Genomic DNA, 20,190 nt, shown 5'->3' with positions numbered 1-20,190 from the left:
CTAAGCTGCTCCTAAATGTCCGCAATACCCCAACATAAGGTTCATCAGGCAGGTGTTTTCCTGGAACGGCTGAGATATTTGGGAAGGCCCAGCTCCATGATCCGCTCCGGTTCCCCTGCAATGAGAGGCAGTGCGTACTCCAGGAATTGGGGACCGATATCCGTACCCTTTTGGGTGATCCAATCCACCGGAAAGCCCTTTTCCTTGTTGCAGACATTGCAGACATCCGTCAGCCCGTATTCCAATTCATAGGAAGGGGTATGGCGGCGGGAACAGGTGACCATGCACCCGGTGGCGCCGCCCAGCATCTGTTGAACAGCGGTTCGTCCGGACAGGACTGCTTCGTGCACATCCGCGGCAGATGCCAGCAGGCTGCTGCACCGCTGATTTACATTCAGTTCCACGGAACGGACTTTTACATGGAAGCGATTGCGCACATAGCTTTCAAGAAGCTTGGCGCTTCCAGTGAGCATTTTGTGGCCAAAGGTGTCCAGGCTGGCCTCATTGGCATATTCACAAATAAATCTTCCATGTTTATCCCTGATGCCTTCGGATACGCAGACCACCACATTGGGCTGCTGATCCAGGGCATTTTTTACATTTTCCAAAAACTGTTCCATGTCAAAGGGAACTTCCGGCATATAGATAAGGAGAGGGTTGTCTCCAGGGTGCTTTCTTGCCAGAACGCTGGCCGCAGTGACCCAGCCGGCATGGCGGCCCATAAGCTCCACAATAGTGACTGCGGGCTGCTGGTATACCGAGGCGTCCAGGCATATTTCCCTGACCGTGGATGCCACATATTTGGCAGCGCTGCCGTAACCCGGTGTGTGGTCCGTGACAGGAAGGTCGTTGTCTATGGTTTTAGGTACCCCAATGAATGATACGTTTTCATGGCGCAGACGGGCACAGCGGGACAGCTTGTCCACTGTATCCATGGAGTCATTGCCGCCGATATAAAGGCAGGCGCCAATGCCCAGTGAGGTGAATTTTTCAAATAAAAGCCCGTAAACAGGGGCGTCCAGATTCTCGGGAAGCTTATAGCGGCAGGAGCCAAGATATGCCGCCGGGGTCTGCTTTAACAGCAAAAGGTCCTCCGCGGTCAGCTCTTGTGAAAGATCCATGCAGCGGCCTGAGAGGAAACCCTCGATTCCGTTTACCATGCCGTAAACCGTGTCTATGTGTTCAGGATGGGCTTTTCCCTCGGTGATGACTCCGTATAAACTGGCGTTAATGACAGCAGTGGGCCCTCCGGACTGGCCAACCAGAATGTTTTTTCTCATGATGCTTCTCCTTGATATTCTCTTTGATGTTAGGCAAGTACGCATATGAGTATATAATAAATGTAAAGACAATGCAATCCACTCTTGTAAACATGCATAGAAATGTAATCCAATTTTGTATATTATGCCAATTGAAATTGAAATGACTATGTGCTAACCTGTATACAGATTTAAAAAGTTGTATACAAGTTGATAGGTTGGAATACAACCTCGCAGCCAAAGGAGGATTTAAGTAATGGATATTCGTTATTCTGCAAACCAGAGAGATGTGAAGCGCTATACCACAGAAGAATTAAGGGATGAATTCCTGATCCGGAACCTGTATGTGGAGAATGAAGTGGTTGCCGTGTATTCACACGTGGACCGTATGGTGACATTGGGATGTATGCCCACAACCGAGACTGTTTCCATTGATAAGGGAATTGACTGCTGGAAGAATTTCGGCACTCATTTCTTCCTGGAGCGCCGTGAGGTGGGTATTTTTAATATTGGAGGCGCTGGAAAGATCGTAGCTGACGGCCAGGAATTCAACATGGGATATAAGGACTGTCTGTATATCACCAAGGGAACCAAGGAGGTTTACTTCTCCAGCCAGGATGCCTCTGCTCCGGCCAAGTTCTACATGGTAAGTGCACCGGCCCATACTTCTTTTACCACCACCTATATCCCCATTGAGAAGGCTGCCAAGAGGCCATGCGGCGCTGCCGAGACTGCCAATAAGCGCGTGATCAACCAGTTCATCCACCCGGATGTGCTTCAGACCTGCCAGCTGTCCATGGGCATGACGGTTTTGGAAGAGGGCAGTGTATGGAATACCATGCCGGCCCATACCCATGAGCGCCGTATGGAGATCTATATGTACTTTGAGGTTCCGGGAGACAACGTGGTATTCCATATGATGGGAGAGCCCACCCAGACAAGGCATATCATCATGAAGAATGAGGAAGCTGTCATCAGCCCGTCCTGGAGCATCCACAGCGGAGCCGGTACATCCAACTATACATTTATCTGGGCCATGGGCGGAGAGAACATGGAGTTCGATGACATGGATACCATGATGCCGAATCAGATGATGTAGGGGCAGACAGATAAGAATCAGGCAGATGCAGAACGAGTAGATGCAGAACATATCACAGGTTTTAGGAGGATAAGGAAATGAACGAATATTTACAGAATTTTTCACTGGAAGGTAAGATTGCCCTGATTACAGGCGCATCCTACGGAATCGGTTTTGCCATTGCAAAGGCCATGGCAGGAGCCGGTGCAACCATTGTTTTTAACGATATCAAGCAGGAGCTGGTGGACAAGGGCGTGGCAGCATACAAGGAAGAGGGAATCGAAGCACACGGCTATGTGTGTGATGTCACCAACGAAGATGCTGTGAATGAACTGGTATCCGTAATTGAGAAGGAAGTGGGCGTGATCGATATCCTGGTCAATAACGCAGGGATCATTAAGAGGATCCCCATGTGTGACATGTCGGCTGCCGAGTTCAGACAGGTGATCGATGTGGATCTCAATGCTCCATTTATTGTATCAAAGGCAGTTATCCCCAGCATGATCAAGAAGGGCCATGGCAAGATCATCAATATCTGTTCCATGATGAGTGAGCTGGGCCGTGAGACTGTTTCCGCTTATGCGGCAGCCAAGGGCGGATTAAAGATGCTTACTAAGAACATTGCTTCCGAATACGGCGAGTACAATATCCAGTGCAACGGCATTGGACCCGGCTATATTGCCACTCCTCAGACCGCGCCTCTTCGTGAGATCCAGCCTGACGGGTCCAGACATCCATTTGACCAGTTCATTATTGCCAAGACTCCAGCCGGCCGCTGGGGCGAGGCAGAGGACCTGGGCGGACCAGCTGTATTCCTGGCTTCCGAGGCATCTAATTTTGTGAACGGTCTGGTATTATACGTGGACGGCGGTATTCTGGCATATATCGGAAAGCAGCCTAAATAATAGAAAATGGGGGAAGTATCCCCAAAGAGGTGCCTCCAGGTCAGGATTTCCTGGAGGCATCGGATCAGTGACGGATAACTGTATGGGGGTGACACCATGGGAGAAGAGAATTTTAAGAACCGCGGAGAGCTTGTATTTGAGACCCTGAAGCGGGAAATCCTGGATCTGAGGCTTAAGCCTGGACAGATGATCAGTGAAAATGATATATGTGACCGCTTTGGCGTGTCCAGGACTCCTGTGAGGGATGCCCTCAGGCTTTTGCAGGAACAGGGCTTTGTGGAGACCGTTCCCTACAGGGGGACTTATGTCACTCTTTTAAGCCTGGATAATATCAAGCAGATGATCTATATGCGGGTAGCGGTGGAAACCATGGTACTCAGGGATTTTACCCAGGTCCGCACACCCATGGTCATGGAGGACATCCGGCATGCCATTGCCCAGCAGAAGGCTTTGACCCAGGAACCCGGATTTGAACCTGAACAGTTTTATCATATGGATGCGCAGATGCACTCCATCTGGTTCTGGGCAGTGAAGCGCCAGAAGCTTTGGGAAATGCTTCAGGCCCAGCAGCTCCATTACACCAGGTTCCGTATGCTGGATTTTATAACGGAGACGGATTTTGAACGCATCATAGGGGAACATGAGGAATTGTTTCAGCTGATCTCCCAGGGAGATGAAAAGGGGCTGGAGGAATCCCTCAAGGTACACCTGTATTACAGTATGAAGCGCATGCGCCATTCCATAGAAGTGGATTACAAAGATTATTTTGAAGAAGAACCAGAAGAAGGACGGTTTGTCATATGACAGGCCGTTTTATTTTATGAATATTTTGTAACGGTTCAGGCCGGCTTATCTTCTTGACCGGAAAAGCCGGTCAAGAAGCATCAGATGTCCATCCGATGTGAAAATGGGTGCAAACAGACCAATAAGCAAGCTTAACGCCCGCTTTTGCCCCCATTTTTCCGCTGTTCAGAACTGTTATAATATTTTCTTTCATCCGGATTTTCCTTTAGATAATCCTCCAGATCTTCAGGGGAGAGATGGGAGCGGACTTCCTCAAAGAAGGCTGCTCCGTCCATGGATGCAAATTCCAGAAGCCGTCTGGCCACCTCCTGATCCTCTGCCAGTTTTTCAATGCGTTCTTTGGTAAAGTAGTTCATGATTGATTCTGCCTTTCAATGTCTGATTTTGTCAGTTTATACATCCTATCTCCTATAGTATATTCGTAATTGCGAAGATATTCAATATCCTAAATCTATTTTATGCTTAATCTATCAAGCGGATTGTCAGCTGGTGCCGCAGCAAGACGCCGGGACTTACGCGAATACAGGAGTTTGGAATGATAGATTATACGCCATTTTGGAAGACACTGGAACGTTCAGAAGAAAACTGGTATACCCTGACAAAACGCCACCATGTGTCTGACAGTACCCTACACAGACTGAAGCATAACAAGGACGTATCCATGAAGACAGTGAACGACCTGTGCAGGATATTGAATTGTGATATAGAGGATATTGCGGTATATGTGGCTTCTGATCAGGACCAGAAGCTGTAGAAGGGTGTCTGAAACTGGATATGGTTGGATGGATATAGCTATCCCCGGCAGGCAGGTCGTGTGACTTGCGGATGCAGGGGATTTTTTCTGTTCCCGGTTTTATAATAATATGTTTATTTTGGGATTGCGTCTTCCAAAAAGGAGAAAACTAGTATAAAATATTTTCAGGAATTGAATAAAATGTAAGGACAGGAGGCAGGGCATGGATACAGGGCATGGAAAAGGAAAAAGTCCGGGATACTTTGGCAGGATGTGGCTATCCTGCTCCCTGGAGCAGAAGGTGCGCTATATTTCACGTTCTGCAGCCGCAGTGGTGATTCTGTCCATAGCAGCCAATATTCTGGTGGCGGGATTTGGAATGCGGGAATTCAGTTCGGTTCTTAGGAATAATTCCCAGACCCTGTCATTCTGGTCCGCTATGTCGGAGGAGAGCAATGCCTTTGTGTCCCTGGTGAATGACGGGAATGAAGAAAACAGGATGAAATTTGAGACGGCTAGGAATGGGGCTGTGTCGGCTCTTCGGTCCCTGCCGTTTGATTATGGTAAGATCGGGGCCGAGCGGTATGCGGGAACCTGGTCCATTTCCAATCTATATGAGAACTATGCCAGGGCAAGGGATGAGTTCCTTGAGATGGATGAGGACGATCAGGATTATCTGGAACGTCTTTACACCATTTACCGTGTTCAGGGATATCTGGGCACCCACGCGGCCAGACTGGAGCAGATGACCGTGGAGATGGGGAATGAGAGTTATCAGAGGCAGCAGCCTTTGCTGGTGATGGTTCCCATAATCAGTATTCTCTGGGGGGCGGCAGCTCTTTTGATGCTGAGGTGGTTAAAACAATCGGTCAGCCGCAGTATTGTGCGTCCTGTGGTGGAACTGGCCGAGGATTCACGGCGTATAGGGGAAAATGATTTCTCAGGGCCGGATATACAGGCAGAGGGGGATGACGAGATAGCAAGTCTGGTCAGGGCCTTCTGTACCATGAAAGCATCCACCAAAGGATATATCGCTGCCCTGACAGAAAAGCATGAGGCAGAGAAACAGCTGGACGCCGTGCGGCTCCAGATGCTGAAAAACCAGATCAATCCCCACTTCCTTTTTAACACGCTGAACATGATCGCCAGTACGGCCCAGATTGAGGACGCAGGCGCCACGGAAAAGATGATAACCGCCCTCAGCCGTTTGTTCCGCTACAATCTTAAATCCACCGACTCGGTGATGCCTCTGGAGCGTGAGCTGAAGGTGGTGCAGGATTACATGTATCTGCAGAGGATGCGGTTTGGGCAGAGGCTTAGCTGCAGCTATGACTGCCGGCCCGACACCTTGGAAGTGCTGGTGCCATCCTTTGCCCTTCAGCCCCTGGTGGAAAATGCCATCATACACGGTATATCACCTGGAAGCCAGGGCGGGAGGATCCATATACGCTCCTGGATGAGGGGAAGGAGGCTGTGGATCTCGGTGGCGGATACAGGCATTGGAATCGATGAAGAACGCCTTGTGGAGATCCAGGAAGCATTGAAGCAGGGGGATGAGAAGGCCACCGGAGTAGGACTTGGGAATATTTACCGAAGGGTCCATGGAATGTACCAGGACGGGGAGGTGTTCCTGTACAGCAGGAAGGGCTGCGGTACTGTAGTGCAGATGGCTTTTACGGGAGAGGCGCTTAAGTGAATGGAAAGGATGAGAGCATGAGCAGGTATCGTATATTATTGGCTGATGATGAGCAGATTGAGCGGATGGCCCTTGCCAAACGGCTGAACCGGCATTTTGGGGACAGCCTGGATATCAGTGAGGCAGTCAATGGAGCAGAGGCGCTGGAGGTATTTGGAAGGGAACAGAGCCAGATCGTGATTATGGATATTTCCATGCCGGAGATGAATGGGGTGGAGGCCGCGGAGCGGATCCGGTCCATGGATGAGGACTGTATCATCATATTCCTCACCGCCTATGATGATTTTGCCTATGCTAAGAGGGCCATTGTCATCCGCGCCCTGGACTACCTGTTAAAACCCTGCGATGAGGAGGAACTGGTCTCTGTTATGGAAGAAGCCATGCGGCTGACTGACCGCAGGGAGGGACAGAAGCAGATGATGGAGGCTGGCAGGGCTGGTGGGGGAGCAGCTGGTGAGTCAGCTGGTGAGTCAGCTGGCGGGGTGGCAGGCGGAGCAGCAGGTGCGTCAGTTGGCAGGTCGTCCGGCGGAGCCGCTGTCGGGTTGTCCGGAGGGGTGCCTGGTGATCATGCCGGCGGGCAGAACCTTCCCATGGACCATGGGGAGGAAGAAGGCGGAGCCGGTCGTATGGCTCAGACCGCGGAAACCATGCGGGAATATATACGGAACAATTATATGAAGGAAATATCCATGCAGGATGCGGCCAGGGTCATGAATTATTCGGATGCCTATTTCTGTAAGCTGTTTAAACAGTGTTTTGACCAGAATTTTACTTCCTATCTTACAAATTTCCGTATCAGCGAGGCAAAGAAACTTTTAAGGAACAGGAATGCAAGTGTCAAGGATGTAAGTCTTCAGGTGGGATATTATGATTCCAATTATTTTGCAAAGGTGTTTAAGCGGATCACAGGGGTCATTCCCTCAGAGTACAGGGACAGCCTGCCATCCGGGCCGTCCGGGGAATAAAGATTTATCCTTGTGTTAAGAAAATGACAAAATCTTCTCCCCCAATGACAAACTTTTACGGTACAAATAAAATGCCCCGGGCTATATAATTAAGAAAGTGTTAAGGAAGGCGCCAACACCTTAATGTGTTCTGGATTGTACAGCTGCAGGGGTTATTTTTATGCAGTATGAGATGGAGGATTTCAGTCCAGAATAATAACAAAGGATTTTTACCGTATAAAGGGAAAGGAATGGGAAATGGTGAGGAAATTCATGAAGAAACTGGCAGCAGGTATGCTGGCAGCTGTGGTAGCTGCCGGCCTTACGGGCTGTGGCTCTGTGACATCCGGGAAGCGGATCATCCGTATCTCCCATGCACAGTCGGAAACACATCCGGAGCATCTGGGGCTGCTGGCATTTAAGGAATATGTGGAAGAACGCCTGGGAGATAAGTATGAGGTTCAGATCTTCCCCAACGAGATCCTTGGATCTGCTCAGAAGGCCATAGAGCTGACTCAGACAGGGGCCATTGATTTTGTGGTGGCTGGAACAGCCAATCTGGAGACATTTGCAAGTGTGTATGAAATTTTCAGTATGCCGTACCTGTTTGATTCAGAGGAAGTGTATAAGTCGGTGATGCAGGATACGGATTATATGGAACAGGTGTATGAGTCCACGGACGAGGCGGGATTCAGGGTGGTGACATGGTATAATGCAGGCACCAGAAATTTTTATGCAAAAACGCCCATCCATACGCCGGATGACCTAAAGGGCAAAAAGATCAGGGTTCAGCAGAGCCCTGCCAGCGTTGCCATGGTAAATGCATTTGGCGCAGCCGCTGCTCCCATGGGATTTGGTGAGGTATACACCGCCATCCAGCAGGGAGTGATCGATGGGGCTGAGAACAATGAGCTGGCCCTTACCAACAACAAGCACGGTGAGGTTGCAAAGTATTATGCCTACAATAAGCATCAGATGGTTCCGGACATGCTGGTAGCCAACCTTAAATTCCTGGAAAGCTTAAGCCCTGAGGAATATGAGATATTCAAGGATGCGGCAGCCCTGTCCACCCAGGTGGAAATGGACGAGTGGGATAAGAGCATTGAGGAGGCAAAGAACATTGCCGTAAACGACATGGGAGTGGAGTTCATAGACGTGGATGTGGATGCGTTTAAGCAGAAGGTCCTTCCTCTCCATGAGACCATGCAAAAGGAAAATCCAAAGATCGTAGACCTGTATCAGCACATTCAGGAAGCAAATGAAAAAGCAAAGGGAGGACAGTAGGATGGAAGGCATGCATAAAGTAAGAGCCGGTATTATGCGGATCCTGGGTATTGTAATCATATGCCTGTTTGCCATGATGACCGTGATCGGCACCTATCAGATCGTAACCAGATATTTCTTTAACCGCCCCAGCACTGTTTCAGAGGAGCTTTTAACTTATTCCTTTACCTGGATGGCTTTGCTTGCCTCCGCTTATGTATTTGGAAAAAGGGACCATATGCGCATGGGATTCCTGGCAGATAAGATCACTGGTCCGGCAAGGAAATGTCTTGAGATTGCCATTGATCTGCTCACCTTTGCATTTGCCGGTGTTGTAATGGTGTATGGAGGTATTTCCATTACAAAGCTGACCATGATCCAGACCACGGCGTCTCTTCGTGTACCCATGGGTTACATCTATGTGATCGTGCCTGTGACCGGCCTGCTCATCATGCTGTTCAGCCTGATGAACGCGGCGGATATGATGCACAGGGACTTTAGCGGAAAGGAGGAGGCGTAAGAGATGAATATAGCAGTAGTTTGCGGACTGATCATTCTGGTACTTTTAGTTGTAATGCTTTTAGCCGGCGTTCCCATTGCGGTTGCCCTGGCAGTGTCATCCATTTGTGCGATCCTCCCTGTCCTGAATACAGGGGCGGCCGTGCTTACGGGCGCACAGCGGATATTTTCCGGTATTTCCGTGTTCAGCCTTTTAGCCATTCCATTTTTTATCCTGGCCGGAAATATCATGAACAAGGGCGGGATCGCCATCCGTCTCATTAATTTTGCAAAACTTTTCACCGGCAGTATCCCCGGCGCACTGGCACATACCAATGCGGTTGCCAATATGCTTTTTGGAGCTATTTCCGGTTCCGGTACAGCGGCGGCATCTGCCATGGGCTCCATTATCGGGCCTATCGAGGAGGAGGAGGGATATGACAGGGACTTCTCCGCGGCGGCCAATATAGCCACGGCGCCCACCGGTCTTCTGATCCCTCCCAGCAATGTAATGATCACGTATTCACTGGTCAGCGGAGGTACCTCTGTGGCGGCTCTGTTTATGGCGGGATATATTCCGGGAATCCTTTGGGGATTGGCATGTATGGCGGTTATCTTTTATTTTGCAAAGAAAAAAGGGTACCGCAGCACTATTAAATACAGTTCCAGTGAAAAGGTAAAGGTATTTTTCCAGGCTATTCCCTGCCTTTTGATGATCGTGATCGTGATAGGCGGTATTATCAGCGGTATCTTTACCGCAACCGAGGGAAGCGTGGTGGCAGTTGTGTACAGCCTGATCCTGTCCCTGTTTTTTTATAAATCCATCAAGCTGTCTGAACTGCCAAAGATTTTTCTGGACAGTGCGGAGATGACAGGTATTATCATTTTCCTGATCGGTGTGTCCAGCATCATGAGCTGGGTTATGGCATTTACCGGCATACCAAGCGCAGTGTCCGAGGCCATGCTTGGGATCAGTGATAACAGGTATGTGATCCTGTTTATCATCAATATCCTGCTGTTGATCATCGGCACTTTCATGGACATGACTCCTGCCTGCCTGATCTTCACGCCCATCTTCCTGCCCATCTGTCAGGCATTGGGGATGAACACCGTACACTTTGGTATTATGATGATATTTAACCTTTGTATCGGTACAATCACACCTCCGGTGGGGACCACGCTGTTTGTAGGCGTTAAGGTTGGAAAGACAAAGATTGAGAATGTAATAAAGCCGCTGCTCCTTTATTTTGCAGCCATCTTTGTGGTGCTGTTGCTTGTATCCTATGTACCTATCCTGTCCATGTGGCTTCCGGGGCTGCTGGGATACGTGTAATGGGTGAGCCGGTGTAATATGCAAGAGGTAGAAATTGTGCAGATGACAGGATCTTTATAGATGGAAAGATCTTATAGATGAGGGAATGGAGAGTGCCGCTGCCGCGGTTTATGCATACATTGTGTGCAGTGGCAGCGGCAGTTTTCTTGTAGCATATCCACCCCGCCCCTCATAAGTGAGGGAAGGATTAGAGCCCAGGTGAAAATGTTAGGGAAAACAGGTTGTAGTCCGGGCTGAATTCTGTTATAGTACATAACGTATGTTTCAATATTCAGACAGATGAGGATAGGAAAATGACGGAAATACTGATAAAGGCAGCGTCTTTTGTGGCCATAATCGTGGTGGGTTATGTGCTGAGGCGCAGGGGTTTTTTTAAGGAAGAAGATTTTTATGTATTGTCAAAAATTGTATTAAAGATCACGCTTCCCGCTGCGATCATTTCAAATTTTTCAGGGATTGATATGAAGCCCTCCATGCTTCTTCTAAGCCTGCTGGGACTGGGCGGCGGCGTGATCTTTGTGACCATGGCGTTTCTCATAAGCATTGGGAAAAGCGGAGAGGAAAGAGCGTTTCATATAATAAATATGTCCGGATACAATATAGGGAATTTCACTCTGCCTTTTGCGCAGGGATTCCTGGGGCCATTGGGAGTGGTGGCAACCAGTCTGTTTGATTCCGGTAATGCCCTGGTTTGCCTGGGCGGTTCCTACAGCATTGCATCCATGGCAAAGGGAGGCAAAAGCGGATTCAGTATCAGGCCGGTCATAAAATCCCTTCTCACATCCGTTCCTTTTGACGCGTATCTGCTGATGACAATTCTTTCACTGCTCCACCTTTCACTGCCGTCCCCGGTGGTGTCTTTTACCGGGATCATTGCCAATGCAAATGCCTTTATGGCAATGTTGATGCTGGGTGTGGGATTTAAGATGACAGGGGACAGAAGCCAGCTGGGGCGGATCGTGAAGATATTGGGAATACGGTATTCCATATCCATAGCCCTGGCATTGGCATTTTATTTTCTGCTGCCTTTTGCGCTGGAATACAGGCAGGCGCTGACCATCTTGGCATTAAGCCCCATTGCCTCCTCTTCTCCCGCCTACACAGCAGAACTAAAGGGGGATATAGGCCTGTCCAGTGCGGTGAATTCACTCTCCATCATTATCAGTGTGGTTTTGATCACCGGAACGCTGCTGATGATATTATAGCTGTTTTTTATTGTTTGCAAAAAATTTTATGGGGAGTGTATATTCTAATTGGATCGGGTGATAATATGAGTATACCTGAAAGATAAAGTAATTAATACTTATCCTCCCCTTTTTAAATCAGCTTCAGCGCGAGTGACGTGCCGGGGCTGATTTTTTGTGGGTTTGGTGCTATGCTGGTTTCTGTTTTTTTGTCGGTCCATCAACCTGGGAGGCTGCGGCTTATTTGTGATTTACTCTTGAGCTGAAGCGTTAGTGTAATAGTCATGGGATTGCTGCTGGGGGATACAATCTCAATCGTCCAGTCAGGCCCATCGCAAGGTTGCGGTGGGCCTGGATTTTTTACAGACAGGCCATGGGTTATTTTGACAGCCCTCTGTATGATCATACTTACCCGGAGAATAGTTATTTCCCTCCTGACATGATACCTAAAGTACAGGGGGTATAGAAAAAATAGGACAGAGGCAGCCAGATGTGATTTGCGAAAATGCAAGAAACAAATGAAGAAAGAGCCAAGTAAGTCAGATGATTGAACCCAAGGGCGCTGCTAATGCGCCCTTCATGGTTAATCGTAATAATGTTCTACTACATAATGAGCTACTGCATCAATAAAAGCACCGTTTCGTGGTTTCTGTTCTGTCTCAAAGCCAAAAACTTCATATAAAAGCATTTTGTCGCCATGTTCCCATATCGTTTTCACTATGGTCCGGATATCCCTTTCAACACACCCAATAGATGTTTGGAATCGGCTGGCGATATCTACATATAATCCTTTTGAGATGTAAGTGAGCAGTTCAGGATCATGGATGGCCCGTCCAACGCCGTAGGCGGTATAGCGGAATCCCTTGTAAGAATTATTGACACCCAGACGCCGCAGTAAATTACAGGTTTCTCTTTCGTACTTCATATTCTAATCCTCCTAATGTATTGTTACCACTGTAAAGTTATACGCTGGGAGGGGGATTATCAAGCGGAGAGACGACAACAAAAATCGATATATTATGACGAAAAATGTCGAGCGATTAGGCGGGGAATTGGTATATGTAAAAAAGTGCCTGCGTATCAGGGGACAGGACAAGACGACAAATCAGGGAAGAACGAAAAAAGGCGCGTTCAAATATGCTGAACAAAAAACAGAAGAAGGCGTATTCAAATATGCTGTGGGAAAGGATGTTCAGGCACACAAAAAGAAAAAAATAAAGGGAGGACCGGAAAACCGGTCCAGCCGCGATTGGCGCCCGCGCCTCTGCAGTGACGGGGCTGGATCTTATACAGGGATTAATGATACATATATAGTGTCAATAATACATAACAGTGTTAATGATACATGGACAAGGTTAAGGCTCCATGCCAAAGCATCTTCTGTAGCTGCTGTTTGCATTCTTCCAATTTACTACGTGGAACCAATCATCAATATAATCCCCACGCAAATTATAATGTTTTAAATAGTAGGCGTGTTCCCAGACATCCAGATTAAGCACAGGGCACATCCCCAAGGGCAGAGGGGTGTCTTGGTTTTTTGTTGTTATGATAGCAAGCTGTCCAACTGCATTTACAACCAGCCAGGCGTAGCCTGAACCAAATACAGAGAGGGCGGCGGTTTTGAACTGATTTTGAAAGTCCTGAAAACTCCCGAATTCCATGTTGATGGATTCAGCAAGCAAACCCACGGGTTGAGAAGGCGCAGGATTTGTAAGGTTAGAAAAGTAAAATTGGTGGTTGAATACACCGCCTCCATTGTTTGTGACAGCAGTCTGAAGATCTGTTGGAAGGCTTGGGACATTGACTAGCAGCTGTTCCAGGGTCCAGGTTTGAAATTCCGGGTATTGACTCAGGGCATTGTTTAAATTGTCAATATAGGTTTGAAGATGTTTATCATGATGCAGGTACATTGTCTTTTCATCAATATAGGGTTCCATAGCATTGTAAGAATATGGAAGCGGCGTGTTGACAAATTTATAATGCTGGTTCATGGTTATGACCTTGTTTTTTCTTAGTATATGCCCGTATTATGGAAAATGTACCCTGCAGCCATCGATAAATAAGATAGGGCTGTTACAGATCATTGGCATACAGCCACTGTGATTTAGCCCGCTCCATCCAATAAGTGTTCCCTCGGTTGCGTTGCAGTTCATCAAAAAAATCAATGCATTCCTCTGTATCCCGGGAAAGGCGGGACCTGGTTGCGGATGGCTTCATGGAATTGGTACTGAGGCATGATGGATTGGGGAAAACCATATGTTCCAGCTGCAGTTCTGTGTCGGAAGGCCGTCTGGCCGCGCTGTAAGATATCTTACGGAACCACTCCCTATAGGACAGTAACGCACGGTTTGAGGCGGCATATGATAAGCCAAAGGTTCCGTGAATCAAGGCGGCATCATAACACTTTAGCCGGTGGATCAGAATGCGGGGGGCCAGGATGTTACTTGCAAAGAAGTCCGCTTCCAGATCATTCTCCATGGTGTCTCCGGCGTGGTCCAGCAGTATGTGGCCAACCTCGTGCATTAATGTAAAACGCTGGCGGCAAAGGTGAGGGAAGGTATCATTGTAGTAAATGCTTCCCTTGAGTTTAAATGCATCATCGCTGACCCGGTGACATTCCAGCTCCTTCCTGGATGGAAGTTCTGAGTACTTAAATAAGGGAATCCCTAATGTTTGGATCACCTCAATGCTGTTGACGGGAAAGCTGTCAATCCCGCAGGTTTTGTATACCTCTAAAATCTTGCACAATATCCCACCACGATCCAAAACGGTTCACTCCTTAATCATCAGACAACAAAATCCGTATGATGTCCTGCTTTTGTTCGACCGTGAGTTTCTTTCCATTGCGTGCAATCAGGCTTTGTATATCTTCGTAGGTTGGCTCATAAGTCTGTTTTTCCGCCGGTATAGCGGAAACCTTTGTATGCCCCAGAAGATAGTCCGCATCTACCTGGAAGAAATCAGCGATTTTCTCCAGGGTCTCAAAATCAGGCTCCCGGTTGCCGTTTTCATACATACTGATTGCGCTTCGGGAGATATCCAGCACATCTGACAAATATGCTTGGGAATATCCACGTTCCTGTCTGAGTGACTTAAAAACCTTATAAAATTCGCCCATGTTCACACCTCGTTTCTATAAGTGCATATTATCACGGCGCGTGTCCTTTGTAAAGAAATAATGACACGTAATGTGAAAAAACACTTCTGCATATTGACACGAAATGTGAATGATGATATAACATAAGCAGACACGAAATGTGACACCATATAAAGGATAAAGATAGAACACACGTTCGATATAAAAACTATACCACCTACGGATCCTGGTGTCAATATCAGAAAGGAGATTATCATGGAAAAACATTATTGTGACATATGTGGGGGAGAGACACCGGCAGGTTATGTCAAAGCGACCAGTGAGACGGCACAGATCTTTTCAGGGGCAGGTTTTCAGGATGTATGCTGCCGCTGCCTTGGCAGGGCTAAAAGCATATCCTGGCGCGAGGTGGTCCAATCGGCCATCGGGAAGGATGACTTCTTTTCTGACATGTGATATCCTGAAAGAGAGAATTAAGTACCAATGTTAAAAATCGATCAGAAAAGGGGGATGCTATGAACCAAAATAAATTAAAGAATGCCGTTATTATTTTTTGTGCTGTTATGCTGGCAGTGAATCATGTTCAGGTCAGAGGGATAAAGAGAGAATTAGAGTCTCTGAGACAGGAATATAACAATCGGGAAGTCAATATACATAATGATCTGGAAAACGTAAGGACATCTCTTTATGAGAGCAGTAATAAACTGGAGACTTTGATAAGAGAAGGGCAGAGTTTGTTTTCTGAGACATCGATAGATGTAAAACTGCAGGATAAAAAGATGGCAGTGACCATGATGGCAGTGCCTAAGGAAAGAAAAAGCGGAGAGACTCTGGTGGCCAGTATAATTGTTGGAGGACAGGTCTATCAGCAGGAAGCAGATGATTATGATCGGGCGGTGCTGCTTGTTGATATGGCTGAATCCATTAAACCCGCTTTTGTTCTAAAATCTTCAGAGGGGATCAGACAGGAATCACTGGACGAGATGTATACAGGTGAATTGTTTACCCGCAGGGTGGAAACGAACTGGAGCTTGGACTCAGAATCTTCCGGGGACCGTAATCTGCTTTATGCCTGGATTTCTCCGGCAAATGAATCCATGCCCCTGGATGAGGATGATATTGAGAGAGTGGAGTTGATCATCAGGGACACCGGGACCGTAGAACTGTCGCCTTCCGACCGCGGTTCGGGCAATCGCTCGGGCAGCTTTAGCTCCAGTTCAAGTTACAGCGTAGAAGGGGGAGGAAGCGTTTCGGGCAGGACCGCGGGGCCCATTATAAAGATCCCCCAGGGGGATACCCTCCCCGCCAGGAAGCTGGCTGAAGGAGGGCAGTCTTCCATCGGATATACGGCGGATCTGTCAGAGTATACCAACAGAAAAGACGGAATACGCTATGAAGTCTATCTTACGCTTTTAACGAAGGAGGGAATCCTGTACGTGACACCGGATCATCCCATTGCATCTTTCAGTACAGTGGAAGGAGCGCAGAAACGAAACAGCGGAGATGGAGTCATGTGGCCGGATTTTCAATACTGAGGTGTGTGACTTTGTGTTTGTAAGAAATAGGTAATCATACAGATACTATATGCTAACGTACACAAAAAGTGGATTGATTTTCGGAGGGTGATAAACTAAAATAGAAGGGTATTGTCTTTATCTTTTAGAGTACAGATAAAAAGAAATCACAATTGAAATTGAGCCTGGTAGATCAGTGATGTTTAGTAAGAGGGACTTGAGATGAGAGAACCGTATGTTGTCTATCAATCCATAAAAGCTGCTGAAGATATGTTTGCGGCAATGGAAATGATTCCTGACCGCGTGAGATTCAGACAAGTGGAGTTCATAGATAACGAGACCGCGGCTGTTAATCTGGATATAGCCTTAATTTTGGTTGCACTGGAAAATGGGCCATTACAATAATTTTTTTAAAATTTGTCCCATGAATGTATATCAAAGAAAAAAAAGGCAATAATGAGAGTGTTAAGAATTTTCTTAATACTTATCCTCCCCTTTTTAAGCCGGCCTGCAGCAGATGTGCTGCGGGCCGGCTTTTTTCTAAAGGAGAAATCGTACCCATTCAACGATATTTAATAATTCCATCCTTTATGAACCTGTATTCTAGTTAGCAGATGTATCCTTATATAAGAGTACCTGACCGGTATGGGATTTGAAATGATTCATATGAATGGGGAGGAATTTGGATATGAAGCGTATTGGTGTGATGTTGGGGGTATCCATACTCATAATATCAATTTCGGCTTGCAGCAGTCCGTCTGTCACCTCAGAAGATACATGGGTGAATCTGAGCGGAGAACTTAAGTCAGTAAGGGGGATGTACAGATTGTATATATTAACTCAGAACATGAAGAACTCATAATCTCCAACAACATCGGGGAACAGGGCGGAAACATAAGTATTGATACCAGCCTGCGCTTTGAAAAAGGAGAGGGGAGCCTTGTGTTCAGAGGCTATGATGCAAAATTTAAGTTTGATCTGCTGTTTACAAATACAGACAGGGATGACAACTGCATTGTGCTGAATACGGATCTTGGCAGCAAAACAAAAGTAAGAGTATGGGTCAATGCAAAGGTGTCCAGCGTGGACGATAAAAGCAGCCTGTCTTTTAGCGGCTTTAATCTGGGTTACAAAACACCGGACGGAGAGAATGTGGCTGCGGTCAAATATAAAACAAATATATAAATCATTGGGTGGCACAATTGTCAGATTTTCGCCTGAATAGAAGATAGTACTGGAAATGTGGTGGATTATGTTAAGCCAGATTCAGAAGCCTATATTGACGACAAATAAAAATTGTCTTCAATTGTCTTCAAAAATCCAGATGGTATAAAATAAAAAAAGTGCTAAAAACCTTGTAATATCAAGGGTTCCAGCACACTTTAACCAGTGGAGACAACAGGACTCGAACCTGCGACCCTCTACACGTCAAGCAGATGCTCTCCCAGCTGAGCTATGTCTCCATAGGGCGATTATAACACAGATCGCAGTGAATTGGCAAGACAATCCCTATAAAAAGGGAGGAGCCGGTCAGAATCTCTTCTGCCGGCTGAGTATTATGAAAAAAATCTTATAAGCAATATTTGTTTACAAGACATAGTATATCCGGCAAATATGAGCAATCCATAGACAAAATATGAACGGTTTGTAAGAAGTTTGTGAAGGAAATAAGAGGAAATTCCTAGTCCTTGCTGATTTCTCTCATCTGCTCAGTAACCGGGCGGTAGCCGTCTCCTTTGAGGAGGCCGTTAAAAACCGTATCATAAACAGCAAGTGCCAGGACAATGGCTAAAACAGCAATCAGACATTTGGCAATAAATTTCACACTTGATCCCTCCTCCATGGTAATGATTTTTGTCTGCTCTCATGTATATTTCTACTTTATCATTTTACTGCACATAACACAATAAGAATAACACAGGCCCGGCTTACGGGGGCAATCGCAAAGGCCCGATTACAGGTTGTTTGCAAATGCTTACCTATCCGGTGTGTTTTTGTCTTAGCATGTGTGATTTTTGCGATTTCAATCCCTTTCAAGTTGAGACTTTTAAAAGCATGGTGACGGATCAAAAAGCTGCAGAGGAAGAGAAGCGTGCAAAATAAAAGAAAACCCCGTTCCAGGACGGGGCTTTTATTACAACGGTGTGATACTGGTGGCATATGCCTTACCGTTTAGCGGCTGATAAATCTCCACAATGGCAAAATGCGGCGTAAGACCTGTTTCTTTTGGCTCAGCAATGGTCATGAATCGATAATTGGTTCCATTGACAATCTGTTTTGCCACCGCAATGGGATGATAAAAGTAGTCATCATGGGTTCCAATGGCATTATAAAAAATAAAAGAGTCATAGGTGGTAATGTATGGCTGGTATTCCCATCCTCCGGGCATTGGGATACCTCCCTGGGTGTATTTGGTATTAATATATGTCCTGTGGGGGAATTGGTGCAGATGGGGGACAACAGGATTCATTTTCCAAGAAAATTCAGAAATCATTCCAAGTCCTTATGGGAAGGCGCGCATAGGCCTGTCTTAAGCACCAGAGAAGTATTATATGTTTTCTTAATTTTCCCCTCTGAGCCTTGTACTGGCATCAGAGGGGATGTTCTGTTTAAGCGGCAGATTCAGTATGCTTGGTTTTCCATTTCTTTAGTGCGATATTCATCCAGTTTCCAAACAGTTTAACCGCAATGATTTTTATAATTATTTTTAAAGCTGCGTATCAGCTAAAGGAAACCTGTTTTTTAAAGGCTGTGGTGATGCATCCCGTTCATATACTATGTTTTCCTCATAAGCATTCCCGTTTGACGAACCTTGATCCAGAAGGCGCTTTTGAGCTTCAAGCCGTTCCTGATCCAATATGGACTGATAGTCACTTTCAATGCTGCTTTCATTGTCAGGGTTTGTGCAGAAGCCATTTGAATCAAAATAATATGTGGTATTATTTTCCGTCAAGTCCTCATATCTAATTTCGCCGGTAGGGTTAAGATAATACCAGTTACCGTTGACGGTTTTTATCCATCCGGTTCGCATATATCCGTTATCGTTGAAAAGATAGTTCTTTCCGTCAATGTTCTGCCAGGTACTGGTTGGATATCCTCCATCATCATTTTGATACCACCATCCAGTATCATCTTGTTTCCATTCTCCGGCGAAGGCTGTCATTCCCATAGATGCTGACAGAAGAGCAGATGCAATAAATAATAGTACTTTCCTCATGATAAATCCTCCTGGTATTTTTTATAAAAACTTAGGTTTAAACTACTTTTGGAAATCAGGCTTTGTATATCTTTATAGGACGGCTCCGCGTTCTCTTTTTACTTAATGTATCCAATGTGTCCCCCGACTTTTCCAGTCCCTACCTTTAACGAGCAGATTTGGTTAATCCAGAATATTTACTTAAATGAAAAACTAAATTCCAGTTGTAGACTATTCTAGTAAATTTGCGGAATTAACTTCCACTTTGTACCTTAACAAATTTATACATTTGCCTTATAATGAACCTATAAGCACCCAGTTTTGATGTTTTTTTGCATGCTAACGGGGCATCTGAAAATAGTGTGCGAGACTAAATTCCACATGCCTTTGTGCAAGACTAAATTCTGGTGCAGTGAAATCTGCCTGTGCTTAAACTATTTATTTTAACAAGTTTGGACTAAGCATTACGTCATCAGGTGCGATTGCCTTTAATCCGATTGCTTTGTGAAGCTTATTGTCCAAGAGTAAAAGAGAGAGTTCATATGGGCTATGCCCATTAAGACTGTCTTCTTTTTTCGTTATTTATGTGATTCATCATTAAGTTTTAATTTTATTATCATACTAAATCAGCGAATGAACTGTCCTTTTGGACGGTATAGTAACGTATTATATTCATTGGTTCTTTT

23 protein-coding genes, 1 tRNA gene and 1 pseudogene are annotated in these 20,190 nt (G+C 46.3%); 14 read left to right on the top strand and 11 right to left on the bottom strand.

What is annotated here, in order from left to right; all coding sequences use genetic code 11:
* Positions 1–44: 44 nt before the first annotated feature.
* Positions 45–1,280, bottom strand: coding sequence for a 6-phosphofructokinase (locus tag HMPREF9469_RS07405; RefSeq protein WP_007860602.1), 1,236 nt, complete (start codon positions 1,278–1,280; stop codon positions 45–47).
* A 235-nt stretch (positions 1,281–1,515) separates the two neighbouring features.
* Here HMPREF9469_RS07405 and kduI point away from each other — a divergent pair, with 235 nt between their 5' ends.
* The 3 genes from kduI (at position 1,516) to HMPREF9469_RS07390 (ending at position 4,046) form a co-directional block, all read left to right on the top strand.
* A complete protein-coding gene (kduI, locus tag HMPREF9469_RS07400) occupies positions 1,516–2,358 on the top strand; it encodes a 5-dehydro-4-deoxy-D-glucuronate isomerase (RefSeq protein ID WP_007860601.1) in 843 nt (280 codons plus the stop codon).
* A gap of 77 nt (positions 2,359–2,435) precedes the next feature.
* Complete coding sequence (locus HMPREF9469_RS07395) at positions 2,436–3,242, top strand: gluconate 5-dehydrogenase (protein WP_007860599.1); 807 nt, start codon at positions 2,436–2,438, stop codon at positions 3,240–3,242.
* A 96-nt stretch (positions 3,243–3,338) separates the two neighbouring features.
* A complete protein-coding gene (locus tag HMPREF9469_RS07390) occupies positions 3,339–4,046 on the top strand; it encodes a GntR family transcriptional regulator (protein WP_007860598.1) in 708 nt (235 codons plus the stop codon).
* Positions 4,047–4,177: 131 nt separating this feature from the next.
* Here the strand turns inward: HMPREF9469_RS07390 and HMPREF9469_RS07385 are convergent, their stop codons facing one another.
* Complete coding sequence (locus tag HMPREF9469_RS07385; protein ID WP_007860594.1) at positions 4,178–4,402, bottom strand: hypothetical protein; 225 nt, start codon at positions 4,400–4,402, stop codon at positions 4,178–4,180.
* 179 nt (positions 4,403–4,581) lie between these two features.
* Between HMPREF9469_RS07385 and HMPREF9469_RS07380 the strand changes: the two genes are divergently transcribed.
* The 7 genes from HMPREF9469_RS07380 (at position 4,582) to HMPREF9469_RS07350 (ending at position 11,718) form a co-directional block, all read left to right on the top strand.
* Positions 4,582–4,800 carry a helix-turn-helix domain-containing protein gene (locus tag HMPREF9469_RS07380; RefSeq protein ID WP_007860593.1) on the top strand — a complete coding sequence of 73 codons (219 nt, stop codon included), beginning with the start codon at positions 4,582–4,584 and terminating at the stop codon, positions 4,798–4,800.
* Between the two features lie 202 nt (positions 4,801–5,002).
* The gene (locus HMPREF9469_RS07375; RefSeq protein WP_007860591.1) at positions 5,003–6,475 is read left to right on the top strand and encodes a sensor histidine kinase; all 1,473 of its coding nucleotides are present in this window, start codon (positions 5,003–5,005) and stop codon (positions 6,473–6,475) included.
* 17 nt (positions 6,476–6,492) lie between these two features.
* Positions 6,493–7,440: a response regulator transcription factor gene (locus tag HMPREF9469_RS07370; protein WP_040415701.1), complete on the top strand. Its 948-nt coding sequence runs from the start codon at positions 6,493–6,495 to the stop codon at positions 7,438–7,440.
* Positions 7,441–7,677: 237 nt separating this feature from the next.
* On the top strand, positions 7,678–8,703 hold the full coding sequence (locus HMPREF9469_RS07365; protein WP_040415145.1) for a TRAP transporter substrate-binding protein: 1,026 nt from the start codon (positions 7,678–7,680) through the stop codon (positions 8,701–8,703).
* A gap of 1 nt (position 8,704) precedes the next feature.
* Positions 8,705–9,202: a TRAP transporter small permease gene (locus tag HMPREF9469_RS07360; RefSeq protein WP_007860586.1), complete on the top strand. Its 498-nt coding sequence runs from the start codon at positions 8,705–8,707 to the stop codon at positions 9,200–9,202.
* A gap of 3 nt (positions 9,203–9,205) precedes the next feature.
* A complete protein-coding gene (locus HMPREF9469_RS07355; protein ID WP_007860585.1) occupies positions 9,206–10,513 on the top strand; it encodes a TRAP transporter large permease in 1,308 nt (435 codons plus the stop codon).
* Positions 10,514–10,806: 293 nt separating this feature from the next.
* Positions 10,807–11,718 (top strand): AEC family transporter, encoded by a 912-nt coding sequence (locus HMPREF9469_RS07350; RefSeq protein WP_007860584.1) that lies wholly within the window; start codon positions 10,807–10,809, stop codon positions 11,716–11,718.
* Between the two features lie 562 nt (positions 11,719–12,280).
* On the opposite strand, the gene HMPREF9469_RS07345 is transcribed toward HMPREF9469_RS07350, so the two are convergent.
* The 4 genes from HMPREF9469_RS07345 to HMPREF9469_RS07330 all read right to left on the bottom strand — a co-directional run bounded on the left by HMPREF9469_RS07345 (position 12,281) and on the right by HMPREF9469_RS07330 (position 14,815).
* Positions 12,281–12,622: a sporulation initiation factor Spo0A C-terminal domain-containing protein gene (locus tag HMPREF9469_RS07345; protein WP_007860583.1), complete on the bottom strand. Its 342-nt coding sequence runs from the start codon at positions 12,620–12,622 to the stop codon at positions 12,281–12,283.
* A 430-nt stretch (positions 12,623–13,052) separates the two neighbouring features.
* Positions 13,053–13,688 carry a superoxide dismutase gene (locus HMPREF9469_RS07340; RefSeq protein ID WP_007860582.1) on the bottom strand — a complete coding sequence of 212 codons (636 nt, stop codon included), beginning with the start codon at positions 13,686–13,688 and terminating at the stop codon, positions 13,053–13,055.
* Between the two features lie 82 nt (positions 13,689–13,770).
* Positions 13,771–14,463: an ImmA/IrrE family metallo-endopeptidase gene (locus HMPREF9469_RS07335; protein ID WP_007860575.1), complete on the bottom strand. Its 693-nt coding sequence runs from the start codon at positions 14,461–14,463 to the stop codon at positions 13,771–13,773.
* 13 nt (positions 14,464–14,476) lie between these two features.
* A complete protein-coding gene (locus HMPREF9469_RS07330; RefSeq protein ID WP_007860573.1) occupies positions 14,477–14,815 on the bottom strand; it encodes a helix-turn-helix domain-containing protein in 339 nt (112 codons plus the stop codon).
* Between the two features lie 234 nt (positions 14,816–15,049).
* Between HMPREF9469_RS07330 and HMPREF9469_RS07325 the strand changes: the two genes are divergently transcribed.
* The 4 genes from HMPREF9469_RS07325 (at position 15,050) to HMPREF9469_RS07310 (ending at position 17,493) form a co-directional block, all read left to right on the top strand.
* Positions 15,050–15,250: a hypothetical protein gene (locus tag HMPREF9469_RS07325; RefSeq protein WP_007860571.1), complete on the top strand. Its 201-nt coding sequence runs from the start codon at positions 15,050–15,052 to the stop codon at positions 15,248–15,250.
* 59 nt (positions 15,251–15,309) lie between these two features.
* Positions 15,310–16,329: a hypothetical protein gene (locus tag HMPREF9469_RS07320; protein WP_007860569.1), complete on the top strand. Its 1,020-nt coding sequence runs from the start codon at positions 15,310–15,312 to the stop codon at positions 16,327–16,329.
* A gap of 201 nt (positions 16,330–16,530) precedes the next feature.
* Entirely contained in the window at positions 16,531–16,713 is a 183-nt protein-coding gene (locus tag HMPREF9469_RS07315) for a hypothetical protein (protein ID WP_007860566.1), read from the top strand.
* A 537-nt stretch (positions 16,714–17,250) separates the two neighbouring features.
* Positions 17,251–17,493, top strand: a complete 243-nt coding sequence (locus HMPREF9469_RS07310) for a hypothetical protein (RefSeq protein ID WP_007860562.1) — start codon at positions 17,251–17,253, stop codon at positions 17,491–17,493.
* A gap of 205 nt (positions 17,494–17,698) precedes the next feature.
* On the opposite strand, the gene HMPREF9469_RS07305 is transcribed toward HMPREF9469_RS07310, so the two are convergent.
* The 5 genes and pseudogenes from HMPREF9469_RS07305 to HMPREF9469_RS34050 all read right to left on the bottom strand — a co-directional run.
* Positions 17,699–17,771, bottom strand: a tRNA-Val gene (locus tag HMPREF9469_RS07305).
* Between the two features lie 218 nt (positions 17,772–17,989).
* Positions 17,990–18,133 carry a hypothetical protein gene (locus tag HMPREF9469_RS32370; RefSeq protein WP_166436571.1) on the bottom strand — a complete coding sequence of 48 codons (144 nt, stop codon included), beginning with the start codon at positions 18,131–18,133 and terminating at the stop codon, positions 17,990–17,992.
* 309 nt (positions 18,134–18,442) lie between these two features.
* On the bottom strand, positions 18,443–18,697 hold the full coding sequence (locus HMPREF9469_RS07300; RefSeq protein ID WP_007860554.1) for a hypothetical protein: 255 nt from the start codon (positions 18,695–18,697) through the stop codon (positions 18,443–18,445).
* Between the two features lie 318 nt (positions 18,698–19,015).
* A complete protein-coding gene (locus tag HMPREF9469_RS07295; protein WP_007860552.1) occupies positions 19,016–19,525 on the bottom strand; it encodes an N-acetylmuramoyl-L-alanine amidase family protein in 510 nt (169 codons plus the stop codon).
* A gap of 417 nt (positions 19,526–19,942) precedes the next feature.
* Positions 19,943–20,190 (bottom strand): annotated as a pseudogene (locus tag HMPREF9469_RS34050) (hypothetical protein); the annotation flags it as partial.

This window comes from [Clostridium] citroniae WAL-17108, from assembly GCF_000233455.1.
GTDB classification, from domain to species: Bacteria; Bacillota; Clostridia; order Lachnospirales; family Lachnospiraceae; genus Enterocloster; species Enterocloster citroniae.
The sequence above is the reverse complement of the archived record's forward strand: the minus strand, read 5'-3'. Positions and strand labels throughout refer to the sequence as shown.

Coding starts and splice junctions, on each gene's coding strand:
- HMPREF9469_RS07395 (WP_007860599.1), top strand. CDS start 2,436: ATGAACGAATATTTACAGAATTTTTCACTGGAAGGTAAGATTGCCCTG.
- HMPREF9469_RS07340 (WP_007860582.1), bottom strand. CDS start 13,688: ATGAACCAGCATTATAAATTTGTCAACACGCCGCTTCCATATTCTTAC.
- HMPREF9469_RS07315 (WP_007860566.1), top strand. CDS start 16,531: ATGAGAGAACCGTATGTTGTCTATCAATCCATAAAAGCTGCTGAAGAT.
- HMPREF9469_RS07360 (WP_007860586.1), top strand. CDS start 8,705: ATGGAAGGCATGCATAAAGTAAGAGCCGGTATTATGCGGATCCTGGGT.
- HMPREF9469_RS07330 (WP_007860573.1), bottom strand. CDS start 14,815: ATGGGCGAATTTTATAAGGTTTTTAAGTCACTCAGACAGGAACGTGGA.
- HMPREF9469_RS07375 (WP_007860591.1), top strand. CDS start 5,003: ATGGATACAGGGCATGGAAAAGGAAAAAGTCCGGGATACTTTGGCAGG.
- HMPREF9469_RS07365 (WP_040415145.1), top strand. CDS start 7,678: ATGGTGAGGAAATTCATGAAGAAACTGGCAGCAGGTATGCTGGCAGCT.
- HMPREF9469_RS07355 (WP_007860585.1), top strand. CDS start 9,206: ATGAATATAGCAGTAGTTTGCGGACTGATCATTCTGGTACTTTTAGTT.
- HMPREF9469_RS07295 (WP_007860552.1), bottom strand. CDS start 19,525: ATGAGGAAAGTACTATTATTTATTGCATCTGCTCTTCTGTCAGCATCT.
- HMPREF9469_RS07390 (WP_007860598.1), top strand. CDS start 3,339: ATGGGAGAAGAGAATTTTAAGAACCGCGGAGAGCTTGTATTTGAGACC.
- kduI (WP_007860601.1), top strand. CDS start 1,516: ATGGATATTCGTTATTCTGCAAACCAGAGAGATGTGAAGCGCTATACC.
- HMPREF9469_RS07350 (WP_007860584.1), top strand. CDS start 10,807: ATGACGGAAATACTGATAAAGGCAGCGTCTTTTGTGGCCATAATCGTG.
- HMPREF9469_RS07345 (WP_007860583.1), bottom strand. CDS start 12,622: ATGAAGTACGAAAGAGAAACCTGTAATTTACTGCGGCGTCTGGGTGTC.
- HMPREF9469_RS07320 (WP_007860569.1), top strand. CDS start 15,310: ATGAACCAAAATAAATTAAAGAATGCCGTTATTATTTTTTGTGCTGTT.
- HMPREF9469_RS07380 (WP_007860593.1), top strand. CDS start 4,582: ATGATAGATTATACGCCATTTTGGAAGACACTGGAACGTTCAGAAGAA.
- HMPREF9469_RS07370 (WP_040415701.1), top strand. CDS start 6,493: ATGAGCAGGTATCGTATATTATTGGCTGATGATGAGCAGATTGAGCGG.
- HMPREF9469_RS07300 (WP_007860554.1), bottom strand. CDS start 18,697: ATGCCCGGAGGATGGGAATACCAGCCATACATTACCACCTATGACTCT.
- HMPREF9469_RS07385 (WP_007860594.1), bottom strand. CDS start 4,402: ATGAACTACTTTACCAAAGAACGCATTGAAAAACTGGCAGAGGATCAG.
- HMPREF9469_RS07405 (WP_007860602.1), bottom strand. CDS start 1,280: ATGAGAAAAAACATTCTGGTTGGCCAGTCCGGAGGGCCCACTGCTGTC.
- HMPREF9469_RS07325 (WP_007860571.1), top strand. CDS start 15,050: ATGGAAAAACATTATTGTGACATATGTGGGGGAGAGACACCGGCAGGT.